The sequence below is a fragment of the Bradyrhizobium sp. 1 genome (genome assembly GCF_023073315.1).
GTDB lineage: Bacteria > Pseudomonadota > Alphaproteobacteria > Rhizobiales > Xanthobacteraceae > Bradyrhizobium.
In genome coordinates this window covers 52,166-65,359 of sequence record NZ_JADPJH010000015.1, presented here as the reverse complement: position 1 = coordinate 65,359, position 13,194 = coordinate 52,166, and the positions used below count along the sequence as shown (strand labels likewise).

Annotated in this window: 14 protein-coding genes and 1 pseudogene; 5 read left to right on the top strand and 10 right to left on the bottom strand. The window is 63.6% G+C overall.

Annotation, left to right across the window (positions count from 1 at the left end; translation table 11 throughout):
- Positions 1–58 precede the first annotated feature (58 nt).
- Positions 59–1,873: a long-chain-acyl-CoA synthetase gene (locus IVB29_RS12010; protein WP_247503584.1), complete on the bottom strand. Its 1,815-nt coding sequence runs from the start codon at positions 1,871–1,873 to the stop codon at positions 59–61.
- Between the two features lie 182 nt (positions 1,874–2,055).
- On the opposite strand from IVB29_RS12010, the gene IVB29_RS12005 reads away from it, so the two are divergent.
- Positions 2,056–3,036: a tripartite tricarboxylate transporter substrate binding protein gene (locus IVB29_RS12005; protein ID WP_247503583.1), complete on the top strand. Its 981-nt coding sequence runs from the start codon at positions 2,056–2,058 to the stop codon at positions 3,034–3,036.
- A gap of 179 nt (positions 3,037–3,215) precedes the next feature.
- Here IVB29_RS12005 and IVB29_RS12000 read toward each other — a convergent pair whose 3' ends face one another.
- From IVB29_RS12000 to IVB29_RS11980, 5 genes are all read right to left on the bottom strand, one after another.
- Positions 3,216–3,485 (bottom strand): DUF3551 domain-containing protein, encoded by a 270-nt coding sequence (locus IVB29_RS12000; RefSeq protein ID WP_247503582.1) that lies wholly within the window; start codon positions 3,483–3,485, stop codon positions 3,216–3,218.
- A 34-nt stretch (positions 3,486–3,519) separates the two neighbouring features.
- Positions 3,520–3,801: a DUF3551 domain-containing protein gene (locus tag IVB29_RS11995; RefSeq protein ID WP_247503581.1), complete on the bottom strand. Its 282-nt coding sequence runs from the start codon at positions 3,799–3,801 to the stop codon at positions 3,520–3,522.
- Positions 3,802–3,977: 176 nt separating this feature from the next.
- Positions 3,978–5,852, bottom strand: a complete 1,875-nt coding sequence (htpG, locus tag IVB29_RS11990; protein WP_247503580.1) for a molecular chaperone HtpG — start codon at positions 5,850–5,852, stop codon at positions 3,978–3,980.
- 128 nt (positions 5,853–5,980) lie between these two features.
- On the bottom strand, positions 5,981–6,376 hold the full coding sequence (locus IVB29_RS11985; protein ID WP_247503579.1) for a hypothetical protein: 396 nt from the start codon (positions 6,374–6,376) through the stop codon (positions 5,981–5,983).
- A gap of 250 nt (positions 6,377–6,626) precedes the next feature.
- Positions 6,627–7,241, bottom strand: a complete 615-nt coding sequence (locus tag IVB29_RS11980) for a nuclear transport factor 2 family protein (protein WP_247503578.1) — start codon at positions 7,239–7,241, stop codon at positions 6,627–6,629.
- A 177-nt stretch (positions 7,242–7,418) separates the two neighbouring features.
- On the opposite strand from IVB29_RS11980, the gene IVB29_RS11975 reads away from it, so the two are divergent.
- Positions 7,419–8,204, top strand: a complete 786-nt coding sequence (locus tag IVB29_RS11975; RefSeq protein WP_247503577.1) for a TonB family protein — start codon at positions 7,419–7,421, stop codon at positions 8,202–8,204.
- Between the two features lie 67 nt (positions 8,205–8,271).
- On the opposite strand, the pseudogene IVB29_RS11970 reads toward IVB29_RS11975, so the two are convergent.
- Positions 8,272–8,428 (bottom strand): annotated as a pseudogene (locus IVB29_RS11970) (response regulator); the annotation flags it as partial.
- A 205-nt stretch (positions 8,429–8,633) separates the two neighbouring features.
- On the opposite strand from IVB29_RS11970, the gene IVB29_RS11965 reads away from it, so the two are divergent.
- Positions 8,634–9,110 carry a TonB family protein gene (locus IVB29_RS11965; protein WP_247503576.1) on the top strand — a complete coding sequence of 159 codons (477 nt, stop codon included), beginning with the start codon at positions 8,634–8,636 and terminating at the stop codon, positions 9,108–9,110.
- Positions 9,111–9,175: 65 nt separating this feature from the next.
- Here IVB29_RS11965 and IVB29_RS11960 read toward each other — a convergent pair whose 3' ends face one another.
- A complete protein-coding gene (locus IVB29_RS11960) occupies positions 9,176–9,982 on the bottom strand; it encodes a response regulator (protein WP_164988600.1) in 807 nt (268 codons plus the stop codon).
- Positions 9,983–10,202: 220 nt separating this feature from the next.
- Here IVB29_RS11960 and IVB29_RS11955 point away from each other — a divergent pair, with 220 nt between their 5' ends.
- On the top strand, positions 10,203–10,436 hold the full coding sequence (locus tag IVB29_RS11955; RefSeq protein WP_080135209.1) for a NepR family anti-sigma factor: 234 nt from the start codon (positions 10,203–10,205) through the stop codon (positions 10,434–10,436).
- Entirely contained in the window at positions 10,436–10,984 is a 549-nt protein-coding gene (locus tag IVB29_RS11950; protein ID WP_247503575.1) for a sigma-70 family RNA polymerase sigma factor, read from the top strand. Before IVB29_RS11955 ends, IVB29_RS11950 begins: the two co-directional genes overlap by 1 nt.
- Before the next feature lie 72 nt (positions 10,985–11,056).
- On the opposite strand, the gene IVB29_RS11945 is transcribed toward IVB29_RS11950, so the two are convergent.
- Positions 11,057–11,758, bottom strand: coding sequence for a nitroreductase (locus IVB29_RS11945; RefSeq protein WP_247503574.1), 702 nt, complete (start codon positions 11,756–11,758; stop codon positions 11,057–11,059).
- 113 nt (positions 11,759–11,871) lie between these two features.
- Positions 11,872–13,116 carry an acyl-CoA dehydrogenase gene (locus IVB29_RS11940; protein WP_247503573.1) on the bottom strand — a complete coding sequence of 415 codons (1,245 nt, stop codon included), beginning with the start codon at positions 13,114–13,116 and terminating at the stop codon, positions 11,872–11,874.
- Between the last annotated feature and the right edge of the window lie 78 nt (positions 13,117–13,194).

Below are 13,194 nucleotides of genomic sequence, written 5' to 3'. Positions count from 1 at the left end.
TAAATGGCTTCTTGGACAATTCAGATAAAATTGGACCTATCTCTCGATTTTGCCTCGGCTACAGCCTGATCGTGCCGTCCAGGATCTGCTCATAGGCCACCGGATCGAGCTGTACATAACCGCCGGACCTCGGGTCCAGCACGAACAGCGGATCGCTGATCGCGGCCGGATCAAATCCCTCGCGCGCGAGTTCGCCCTTCTTCTGCTTGAATGTCTCGGTCGCATCGAGCTCGCGCGAGACACGGATGAAGAGCGGGCGCGCGTAGACCGGCAAGCGCTGAGCCAGATGGGCAGGCAGCGCGGCGATATCAAAGCCCTCGTTCACGACGATGGCGCTCATGCCGGCGCGACCGTCGGTGCCCAAAATGCTGACGCCGTAGGTGGTGGCATCGATCACGCCGGTGAAATCGCGCACGGCGTCGTTGACCTCCGATGTCGCGACGTTCTCGCCTTTCCAGCGGAAGGTATCGCCGATGCGATCGACGAAATGGAAAAAGCCTTTGTCGTCGAGCCGCATCAGATCGCCGGTACGGAACCAGGCATCGCCCTTGGCAAAGACGTCGCGCAGGATTTTCTTCTCGGTCTCACCAGTGTCGGTATAGCCCTCGAAGCGGCCGCCGCCCTGGTCGGCGGTGCCGATGCGGCCGATGGCTTCGCCGGCTTCTCCACGCGCGCAGGCGATGCAAAAGCCCTCGTCATTGCGCAGCGGCGCGCCGCTATCAGGGTCGAGCTTGACGAGCCCCGCGGGAAAACGGTGTGCGAGCAGCGGCGGGATGCGGCCGATCGCGCCGGGCTGGCCCTCGACGTTGAACAGCGAGAAATTGCCTTCGGTCGCCGCATAGAATTCGAGGATACGGGGAATGGTGAAACGGCCTTGAAAATCTTCCCAGATGTCGCCGCGCAGGCCGTTGCCGCAGGCGAGCCGCAGCCGGTGGCGGTTTTCGTATTCCGACGGCGGCGCCTTGAGCAGATAGCGGCAGAGTTCGCCGATATACTGGAACAGCGTGCAGTCGTGACGCACGATGTCGGGCCAGAAATGCGAGGCCGAAAATTTCTCCGCGATCACCACCGTGCCGCCGGCGGCAAGCATGCTGCAAGGCGCGACGATGCCGCCGACCGAATGGAACAGCGGTAGGCAATCATAGAGCCGGTCCTGCGGCGTGGCACCGGAAAGGCCTGCGAACCAAAAACCCCAATTGAGGATACGGCGATGGCTGATGCTGGCGGCCTTGGGCAGGCCTGTGGTGCCGGAGGTGTAGATCAGCAGCGCGCGATCGTCGATGGTGACGTCGCCGTGCTCCTCAGGAGAGAGCGGAGCATCGTCGAGTGCGGCGAGCGCGACGTCGATGGCACGCTTGCTGCGGGCATCGCCATGGATCCAGATCTTTGCGTCCGTCTTCAGGTGCGGCTTCGCGCTCTCCAGCGTCTCCGCCAGGTCATGCGCGACGATAATGTGCAGGGGTCTCGCGACGTCGAGACAATGCGCGAGCGATGGCCCGACGAGTTTTGTGTTGATCAGCGCGACCACACCGCCGACCCGGCTGATGCCGAGCCATGCCGCAACATAGTCGATGCCGTTCGGCATGATCAGCGCCACGGTATCGCCTTTGATGACGCCGACCGAGCGCGCCCAGCGCGCATAGCGGTTGATGCGTTTCGACAGGTTCTCGTAATCGAGGCTCGCGTCATCCGCGACCAGCGCGATGCGGTCGGGCTGACGGCGCGCCCAATCGTCGACGACGTCGGCGAACAACCGGCCCGGCAGCGTCTCGATCCGCGCGGTGAGCTCGATCGCCTTGAGCCATATCTTCGATGCCGACGGCGCGCGCGCGGCTTTCGGTTGCTCGATGACGCCGGTGGTCATGCCGTTCATGCTTTCGGAACGTGTCTGCTGTTTCCCAAGCTTAGCCCGCGCGCCCTGCCCAGGTGTTAAGAGACAAGGTAAAACCGGGTTAGTCTGCGATTAACTCTAGTCATCCTTTACCAAGCCGATGGGATCGGCGTGCGCGGCGGCACAGTTCCTGCGATAGCAAGGCGATAGCGGGGATGCAGATCATGATCACCAAACGCCATTTCCTTCAAACCGCCGCCAGCGCGGTCGCCACGTTCACGACGCCGCGTGCCTTCGCGCTGAGCAATCCGTCCTATCCCTCGCGCAGCGTGAAATGGGTGGTGCCCTATGCGCCGGGCGGCGCGACCGACGTGCTGTCACGCCTGCTTTGCCAGCGCCTGTCCGACCGGCTCGGCCAGACCTTCGTGGTCGAGAATAAGCCCGGCGCCGGCAGCAATATCGGAACCCAGTCGGTCATCACCTCGGCCGCTGACGGCTATACGCTGCTGCTGACTTCGACCGCGAATGCGATCAATGCCTCGTTCGATCCGGCGCTGCCTTATGATTTCGCCAAGGGCATCACGCCGGTCGCAGGTGTCGCGCGGATTCCGCTGGTGCTGGTCGTCAACAATGATTTGCCGGTCGGAAGCGTCGCGGACTTCATCGCCTACGCCAGGGCCAATCCCGGCAAGATGTCGATCGCCTCCTCCGGCATCGGCACCTCGCTGCATCTGTCCGGCGAATTGTTCAAGTCGCTGGCCGGCGTGCAATTCACCCACGTGCCCTATCGCGGCTCGGCGCCGGGGCTGACCGACGTGATGAGCGGCCAGATCCAGGGCATGTTCGACAACGTCACTTCGTCGTTCGAGCTGGTGCGCGCCGGCAAGCTGCGCGCGCTCGGCGTTACCACGCGCGAGCATTCGGATATCTTGCCGGACGTGCCGCCGATCGCGGACACGCTGCCCGGCTACGAGACGTCGTCCTTCTACGGCGTCGGCGCTCCGCACGACACGCCGCGCGAGATCGTCGATCTGCTCAATCGCGAGATCGATACCGCGCTGTCCGATGCCGAGATCAAGGCGCGCATCGCCGAGCTCGGCGCGATCCCGCTGCACGGCAATGCCGGCGAGTTCGGCGGCATGCTGACGGCCGAGACCGACCGCTGGCGCAAAGTGGTTGAGCTGTCGGGAATCAAGAAGGAATAGCGGCAATCCCTCATCCCGAGGAGCGCGGAACGCGCGTCTCGAAGGATCAAGGCCGGTCGGTATCGGCGCACTAACAGCTTGGCAACAGCCGGGCTCTCGCCCTTCGAGACGACCGCTTCGCGGTCTCCTCGGAGTGAGGAGACGCAGTGGCGCTGGATAGTTGTGATTGCGCGCCTGCGCTAGCCGCCCCGCCTGTGGCGCGGGCGCGACTGCGGCACGTTCACCGGATAATACGGATTGAAATCGCAGCTCGCGGCCTGTCCTGCCGCGGTGGCGCGGCACTGCGGCTGTGAGGTGAATGAGCAGTCGTACCAATCCCCGCCGCCGCCACTGGCACCGGAATAGACGTGCATGCAGACGGGATAGCGGGGGTCGAAGGTCTGCGCGTGCGACGGCGCGACTGCAAGCACCGCACCGACAGTCGCGACCAGGCCGAACGAGAAACGCATCAAGAGTGCTCCTGTGCACCGCACCTAAATATCGCTACTGCACCTTCTTGTGACGCTTGCGCGGCGGCTGCGGCGGTTCGTCAAAGGCGTAATAGGGATTGACGTCGCAGCTCGCGGAGCGGCCCGACGCCGTGGCGCGGCACTGCGGCAGCGAGGTGAAGGAGCAGTCGAAATAGTCACCGCCACCACCGCCAAAGCCGCCGGGCATATAGACGTGCATGCACACCGGATAGCGCGGATCATAGGTCTGGGCGCGCGCATCCGCCGCGGCAAACAGCGTGACAATCGCGGTGAGGGTCAGGATCGGCAAACGCATGAAGACTTCCTCGAATCGGTGGCGCCGGCGGATCTGATGCCGACGGCCTCCTATGGCATAACACCAAGCCGGAGGCGACTATCCCCAGGGACAGATGACGGCAAGGTGAGGTGAGCTCTCGCAACGCACGCGTCATGGCCGGGCTCGCCCGGACATGACGACCAAGAGAAGCGGCGCTAACCCAGCCCCTGCAACACCAGCCGGTTCAACCGCGCCGCAAACGCCGCCGGGTCTTCCGGCAACTCGCCGTCCAGGATCTGCGCCTGCTCGAGCAAAAGCAGGCTGAGATCGTCGACGTCCCCGGAGCCGGCTTGCGCTCTGGCGATTGCGCCCACCATCGGATGGCGCAGATTGATCTCGAGCACCGGCCTGGTGCGCATGCCGCGATTCTGCTGCGCCAGGATGCGCTCGAGTTCGCGGCTCGGGCCTTGGCTGTCGGCGACGAGGCAGGAGGCGGAGCTGGTGAGGCGCGTCGAAGCCTTGACGTCGCTGACACGCTCGCCGAGCGCGGCCTTGATCACCGCGATGGTGGCGCCCTCGTCGGCCTCCGGCTCGTCCTTCTTCGCTTCGTCGGCCTCGTCGGTGCGCGGGATCAGGTCGAGATTGAGATCGCCCTGGCTCAGCGACTTCAGCGGCTTGCCGTCGAAATCCGTTGGCATCGAGGTCCAGAACGCATCGACCGGATCGGACAGCAGCAGCACCTCGATGCCGCGCGCGGTCGCAGCTTCCAGCCGCGGATTGGACTTCAGCCGCTCGATGCTGTCGCCGACGAGATAATAGATCTCGGTCTGGTTCGGCTTGAACCCGGCGATGACGTCTTTCAGCGAACGCTTCTCGCCCGTGGTCGTGGTGAAGCGCGACAGCGCCAGCAGTTTTTCGCGACGCTCGAAATCCTCGTAGATGCCTTCCTTCAACACCGCGCCGAAGGCATCCCAGATTTTTACAAAGTTTTCGGCATCCTTCTCGGCAAGGCTTTCGAGCTCGTTGACGACTCGGGTGGCGACGGCTTTCCGGATCTGCGCCAGTTGCGGATTGTTCTGGAGCATCTCGCGCGAGATGTTGAGCGGGAGATCCTCGCTGTCGACGACGCCGCGGATGAAGCGCAGATAGCCCGGCAACAGATCGGCATCGTCGGTGATGAAGACGCGCCGGACGTACAATTTTACGCGCCCCTTGCGTGAGGGTTCGAACAGGTCGAACGGCTTGGTCGAGGGCGCGAACAGCAGCACGGCGTAGGAGTAGCGGCCCTCGGCGCGATAGTGCAGCGTCATCGCGGGATCGTCGAAGGCGGAGGCGATCTGCTGATAGGCCTTCTTGTAGTCTTCCGCCGTCAGCTCGGATTTCGAGCGCTGCCACAGCGCACTCGCCGAGTTGATCTGGCGCGGCTCGCCCTCTTCCGGCACGAGCTCGATGGGGAACAGGATGTTGTCGGAATAGGCACTGATGATGCGCTCGATCTCGTAGCTCTCGAGATATTTCTTGGCGTCTTCCTTCAGGTGCAACACGATCTCGGTGCCGCGCACGACGTGCGCCGCTTCTTCCTCGCTGGCCCGCGCGATCTCGAAGCCGGAGCCGCCGGAGGACGTCCAGGTCCAGACGTCGCTTTCGCCCGCGCGGCGGCTGACGACGACAATCTTGTCGGCGACCATGAAGGCGGAATAGAAGCCGACGCCGAACTGGCCGATCAGGCCGAGCCCGTCCTTGGCCTCCTTCAGCTTCGACACGAAGGCCTTGGTGCCGGAGCGGGCGATGGTGCCGAGATGGTCGATCAGCTCCTGCCGCTCCATGCCGATGCCGTTATCAGCGACCGTCAGTGTTCCCGCCGTCTTGCTCGGGATGATCCGGATCTTGAGCGCGTCGCCCTCGCCCAGCAGGGCCGGATTGGCGATCGCCTCATAGCGCAACTTGTCGCAGGCATCGGAGCCGTTGGAGACGAGCTCGCGCAGGAAAATATCGGTCTCCGAATAGACCGAGTGCACCATGAGGTGCAGCAGCTCGGAAACCTCGGCCTGGAATGGCTGCGTTTGCGCGGCGGTGTCTGACGTCGTCATGCGTTTACCCGGTCAATCAGAAGTGGAGAAAGCCGGGATATAACGCGATGGGATAGAGGATCAAGTGGACATCAATAATCGCCCTCCCGGCGGGAGGCCGATTTGGTCTTGGTGGCGGCCAAAACGGTTCAGGTCACGCAACGGCCGGGCTGAAGCAGCTTGGCGACCTCGGTCAGGGAGCTGACCATCGGCTCGCAGGCGATGGTCGGCTTGTTGCGACCCTGCTTCTGGAGCAGCGCCGGCGGCTTGGCATTGCCGGTCTCGATCACCGCGGGGACCCGCAGCAGCACCGACGTATCGGCAAGCTCGTTCAGCCGCATCGACACGGTACGCGTGGGAACCGCGGCCTGCTTGATCTCGGCGAGCCGGTCGGCCTTGCCGGAGCGATTGATGATGTGGCCCGGCTTGTCGGCGGCGACCGCCTGCCAGCGGTCGGCCAGATCATGGCCGGAGGCCAGTTGCGCCGCGCCGAGTGCGAATGTAATCGCGACGGCACCCAAAAATGCTTTGTGAATCTGTGACATGGCTGTCGACCCCTCGCCCCATGGCGATCGCGGGAACAACGCGGGCGGAGGGCCGGGAGTTCTTGGCAGTAACGATCACTTAACCGTGTGCGCGGTGCCACAACCTCATGCAAAAAAATTCGCAACCCCTGGAACGACTCCGCCGCATGGGAGTCGTCTCAACAGCCGGCTATTCCCCCCTGCCCCATAAGCCGGCGACGTAGGGCGCGACTGTGGTGATGCCAGTCGCGCCTTACTTTTTTTCTGGGCTTCACTTCGCCTTCCCCGCCAGCCACTCCCGTCCCTCGCCATAGAGCTTCTCGACCTCGGGCCCGATCAGGCCCGGCATGTCGCGCTTGACCTTGTAGCCGATCAGCTCCTGCATGTAGGCGAGGTGGCGATAGCCCTCGGGGAGCGCGGCGAGCGCTTTTTGGTCGAGTTGAAGCGTCGCGGCGGGATCGACCGGGTCGATCCGGTCCTTCTCGTAGATCGGCTGGCGGCGGACGATGCCCCAGGCGCCAATACCTGATTGGTCATGCCGCTTCTCCAGGAAATCGTAGAAGCGGCCGGTGCAGACGACGTCGCAGAGCACGTCGTGCACGGGTGCGCGCTGCGAGATCGTCATCTTGGTCTGGGCAATGGCGCGCTCGCCGGACAAATCGATGCTGGTGCCGCCGAGGAAATGCAGGATGCGCACGCCCCTGGCAAACCCCTCCTGGCTGACGCGCATGAAATCCCGCGCTGGCCCCTGAAACCAGGTGGCGGACATCCAGCCTTCGTCGTGCCAGACGGTGGCAAAGCGCTCCCAGTCACCGGCGTCGCGCCACACCGCCCAGTTCTCGACGAGGTCGCGGATGGCGAGACGGTCGAGGAGTTGCTGGTCCATGGGCACATCTCCTGGCGGCTTGAAGCTGCAATGGGTGTCATCGGCCGGACGTATCAACGGGGCAATTTAACCGCCGTCAAGTGGGCTTCCCGGTCCTCCGAATTGCCCACAGCCGCACGAACGCGATACGGGCAGCGATCCTTGCAATCAACCTGACGGCGACTACTATCCGTACCGATGCAGATGAAATTCCCCTTGCTGGCCGCGCTTCTCGGATTGCTGCTGGGTTACCCCGCACATGCTCAGACTGAACCCCAGAGCGAGAGCGTCAAAGCCTGGAAGGCAAGGCTGTTGGCACACATTGCCAGCTACAGGCAATTTCCGGCCGAAGCATTGGGGCAAACCGGCGAGGCGAAGGTCACATTCGTCATCGACCGGTCCGGCGGCCTGATCTCACGGTCGCTGGCTGTGAGCACCGGCTCTCGGCCGCTCGACGTCGCGGCGCTCGAGATCGTCGCCCGCGCCCAACCGTTTCCGGCGCCGCCTTCGGAGCTCAAGGATGAGTCGCTCACTTTGACAGTGCCGATTGTCTTCGGCGGTCGACAATTCCGGGTTCAGCCTTCCGGATTGGTGCTGAGCAGGCCGGGTCCCGCCCTCACGGAGTCCGATGCCATGGCGGCCTGGCGCAAGACGGTCACCGAACATGTCTGGCAGCACAGGATGTTTCCTCCGGAGGCGATCGGTCAGAGAGCCGATGCCGGCGTCACCTTCGTGGTCGATCGCGCGGGCAAATTGATCTCGAACACTTTGGTGGAAAGCACGGGCTTCGCGCCGCTGGATGCAGCGACGCTCGCCATGATTGAGCGATCCGTGCCATTCCCGAAGCCGCCCGCCGAGGCGAAGGACGACCTGCAGAGAATGACCATTCTCATAGCTTACGACGGGACGCCGCCGATGGGCGGAGCATGGGCGGACGAAGCCAAGGTAAAGGCCAAGGTCAACAGCGTCTGCCGGGGCTGTTGAAGAGGGTATCGGCAAGAAAAACGGCGCGTCGTGCGACACGCCGTTTTTCGTTTCGATAGAGGCTTGCTTACGCCGCCGGCGCCTTCGGCGTGCGGTTGCGCGAGTTGCGCTGGAAGAACAGTGCCTGGCTCGCCACCGCCGACACCATCGCGGGCTGGAACGGTTTCGAGATCAGGAACGCCGGCTCCGGGCGCTCACCGAAGGAAGCGCTCCGCATAGGCGGTATCGAGCAGTTGCTGGTCCCATGGTACGTCTCTCCCGGCGGCTTAAGGCTGCGATGAACGTCATCGGCCCGAAACATCAACGGGGCAGTGAGGTTGGCGTCAAGCTCCCGAGACTTGGCAGCCGTTCGAATTGCCCACAGCCTGAGAAACGTGATACGAGCAGCGATCCTTACGATCAACCAGACCGCGATTAGTATCCGTACCGATGCAGATGAAATTCCCCTTGCTGGCCGTGTTTCTGGGATTGCTGGCGGTTCTCCCCGCATATGCGCAGACTGAGGCGCCCGACACCCAGGAGAGTAGTTCTATCAACTTCTGGAAGAGGCAGGTTTCCAATCGGTTGGCCAGCAAGAGGATCTATCCGCGCAACTCGCCTGCTGAAGGCGCTACGGCGAAAGTCTTGCTTGTTCTCGATCGGACGGGCAATTTGATTTCGAGCGCGCTGGTCGAAAGCACGGGCTCCAGCGAACTCGACGCTGCAGCCTTGGCGATGGTGGAAGCGGCTGCGCCATTTCCCAAGCCGCCCGCCCAGATTGAGGATGACCGCCTTCGCCTCACGGCGCCCATCGTGTTCATGGCGAAAACGACATCACCGGGGTCGGGCAGCCTGCCGCCGGCAGAGTCGGCCCCAGATCAAGCCAAGGTCGATGCCAAGATGCGCAGCATCTGCCGCGGCTGCTGAAAAGGGTAGACCAACAAAAACGGCGCGCCATGCGACGCGCCGTTTCCTTTTCGACAGAGCCTTCCTTACGCCGCCGGCGCCTTCGGCGTGCGGTTGCGGGAGTTGCGCTGGAAGAACAGCGCCTGGCTCGCCACCGCCGACACCATCGCGGGCTGGAACGGCTTTGAGATCAGGAACGCCGGCTCGGGCCGCTCGCCGGTGAGGAAGCGCTCCGGATAGGCGGTGATGAACACCACCGGCACTTCGAAGGTGCGCAGCAGCTCGTTGACGGCGTCGAGGCCAGACGAGCCGTCGGCGAGCTGGATGTCGGCGAGGATCAGGCCCGGCCGTTTGTTCTTGGCCAGCGCCACCGCGTCGGCATGGGTGCGCGCGACGCCGACGACGTTGTGGCCGAGATTCTTCACCAGGCTCTCAAGGTCCATGGCGATGAAGGTCTCGTCCTCGATGATCAGCACGTCGGTGGCGATCTCGGCCGCCATCTCGCGTCCTGCGGCGTCCGCAAGCCGCCGCGTGTCGGCGACGTCGGAGCCGAGGACGTAGGCGACTTCCTCCTCCGAAAATCCCTCGAGCGACAGCAGCAGGAAGGCCTGCCGCGGCAGCGGCGTGATGTTCGACAGCCGCCGCTCCGGCGGCATCGGCAAGGTCGTCACCTCGGAATCGTCGTTGACGGAGACCGAATTCCAGATCTGGGTGAACAGCCGGAACAGGCCGGCGCGCGGCCCGTGGCTCTCGTCGAGCACGCTGGGATCCCCAAGCATGGCTTCCAACATGGCTGCAACATAGGCGTCGCCGGAGGCCTGGCTGCCCGTCAGGGCGCGTGCGTACCGGCGCAACAACGGCAAGTGTTCAGCGACAAGCTGTGAACGGGACATCCCCACTCCATTCATTTCGGGCCCAAGCTTAAAAAATGGGAACTGCGAGGGGCGGCCCGGGTTCCCCTTCCGGTGCTGACTACGCCTCAGGATAAGAAAAGTTCCCTCGACCCGGGAACTTTTTGTCGAACCTGGAATTGAACTCATCCAGGGAACGGCTCCCGGTTGAGAAACTTCTCGATTTTGCAGTCACTTAACTCGGGGAAACGTGGAACAGGTCATGAAAGATCTCAAGTCTCAAGCCAGCAAAAGCACGACCCCCGGCAAGGGAGGCCTCACTCCGGAGATCCAATCCCGGATCGGGCATCAACTGCGCGCGATGTACGACGACGTCGTGCGGCAGGGGGTTCCGGACCGGTTCGCGGAACTGATCAAGAAGCTTGATGCGCCGGGAGGCGCACCCCAAGTGGAAACGGACGGGGGCTCTAACGACAACAACAATGGGAGGGATTAATGCCTCTCACGAACTCCCTGCGTGACGACATCCTGGCGGCCGTGCCGAGCTTGCGCGCGTTCGCCATCTCGCTGAGCGGCAATGCGGACCGCGCCGACGACCTGGTGCAGGAAACCCTGTTGCGCGCGCTCGCCAACATCGACTCGTTCCAGCCCGGCTCCAACCTGCCGGCGTGGCTGTTCACGATCCTGCGCAATTTGTTCCGCTCCGACTATCGCAAGCGGCGGCGCGAGGTCGAGGATGCCGAGGGCAATTATGCCAAGACGCTGAAGACGCAGCCCTCGCAGAACGCCCATCTCGAGTTCGAGGAGTTTCGCGGCGCGCTCGAGAAGCTTCCGCAGGACCAGCGCGAAGCGCTCATCCTGGTCGGCGCCTCCGGCTTCTCCTATGAGGACGCCGCCTCGATCTGCGGCTGCGCGGTCGGCACGATCAAGAGCCGCGTCAATCGCGCGCGCTCGAAGCTCGCAGCGCTGCTCTATGTCGACGGCGCCGAGGACTTTGGGCCCGACGAGACCATTCGTGCCGTGATCGGCGGCAGCGGCGGATAGCGGCAGGCTTTTATCGGAGACACGATGTGAAGGCGGCCGTTTCCGCGGCCGCCTTTGCACAGGTGTATCAACTCACTCGCCCACGAACGTCACCGTATCCGCCACACTCGCACGCGAGGTGCGGTAGCTGTTGACCTTATTCGCGTTGTCGGCATAGCCGAACGAGATGCCGCAGACGACGCGGCGGTCGTCGCCCAGGCTGAAATGGCGACGGATCAGGCCGGAATGGCGCGCCAGTGCCGCCTGCGGAATGGTGCCGAGTCCGAGCGCCTGCGCGGCCAGCATGAAATTGCTGACATAGGCACCGCAATCGATCGCGCCGTAGATGCCGAGCGGCTCGTTGGTGTGAATGATCGCCACATGCGGCGCGCCGAAGAAATTGTAATTTTCCATCGCCTGCTTCGCATAAGCCATCTTGTCACCGCGGGCGATGCCAAGCGTGTTGTAGAGCTGAAAACCGCTTTCGCGGCGGCGCTCGAGATAGACGCCGGCATATTCACGCGGCGGCGTGAAATCGTAATCGTCGCCGAGACCGCCCGAGGCTTCCGTGTAGATCAGCTTGCGGAAGCGTTCCTTAGCCTCGCCGCTGGCGATGATGACTTGCCAGGGCTGGCTGTTGCACCAGGACGCGGTGCGCTGCGCGGTGGTCAGCACATGCTCGATGGTGGCGCGGTCGACTTCCTTGTCCAGGAAGGCGCGGACGGAATAGCGCTCGTTGAGGAGCTCTTCGAGCACGCCGATGCGGTCTTGGGTCTGGCTCACTTTTGCGTCCATGGATTCGCTCACTCTTCGTAGGGTGGGTTAGCTGAAGGCGTAACCCACCTCTTCTGCTTCCGCCTCGACAGCCGTGGTGGATTACGCTTCGCTAATCCACCCTACAAGTCACATCACCGCCCCTTGGTCGGGATCTTGTTATACGGCACATCCTTGTCAACGCGGATGTCGCCCGGCAGGCCCAGCACGCGCTCGGCGATGATGTTGCGCAAGATCTCGTCGGTGCCGCCGGCGATGCGCATCGACGGCGAGGACAGCAGCATCTGCTGGAACTGGCCCTGCACCGTCTCCTCATCCGTGCCGGTGAGAGCACCAGCCGCGCCCTGGAGGTCCATGGCGTAGGTCGCGATGTCCTGCAGCATCATGCCCGACACCAGCTTGCCGATCGAGTTTTCCGGCCCCGGCCGCTCGCCCTTCGAGAGCGCCGAGATCGCTCGGTAGCTGGTGTATTTCAGCCCGCTTGATTTCACCGCCCAGCTCGCGAGTTTCGAGCGCACGGCGGGATCGTCGATCGCGAGCCCGTCCTCCAGCATCAGGTTAGAGCAAAAATCGAACAGCTCCGGTACGCCGGTCGCGAGCCGCGAGCCGATCGACATGCGCTCGTTCATCAGCGTCGTCAGCGACACACTCCAGCCCTCGCCGACGGCGCCGAGACGCTGGCTGTCCGGAATCACGACGTCGGTGAAGTAAACCTCGTTGAACTCCTGCATGCCGTTGGCCTGCTTGATCGGGCGCACCTCGACACCGGGGCTCTTCATGTCCAGGAAGAACATGGTGAGGCCCTTGTGTTTGGGCACATTCGGATCGGTGCGCGCGATCAAAAGGCCGAAGTCGGAATAATGCGCGCCCGAGGTCCAGATCTTCTGGCCGTTGACGATCCAATTGTCGCCCTTCTTCTCTGCGCGGGTGCGCAAGCCGGCGACGTCGGAGCCGGCGGACGGCTCGGAGAACAGCTGGCACCAGATCTCCTCGCCCGCGGCGAGTTTTGGCAGATGCCGGCGCTTGGCGTCCTCACTGCCCCAGGCCATCACGGTCGGGCCGCACATACCCTCGCCGATCTGGAACGGCTGCGTCAGCTTGCCGTAGACGCCCTCCTCCTGCTGCCAGATCACCTTCTCGATCGGCGTGGCGTCGCGGCCGCCATATTCCTTCGGCCAGTGCAGGCAGGCCCACCCGCCCTCGGCCTTCTTCTTCTGCCAGGCCTTGCCGACATCGACGATGTCGTGGTTGGCAAGACGGATGCGGCCGAGAGAGGATTTTGACAGCTCGGCGTGCAATTCCTTCGGCGCATTGGCGGCGACCCATTTGCGCGCGGTCTCGCGGAATGCGGCTTCCTGCGGGGTGTCGTCGAAATTCATCTTCGAACTCTCCTCTCTCGTGCCCCGGACGCTGCGCAGCGCGAAGCGGTGCGCTGCCGAGCCGGGGCCCATTGTGGC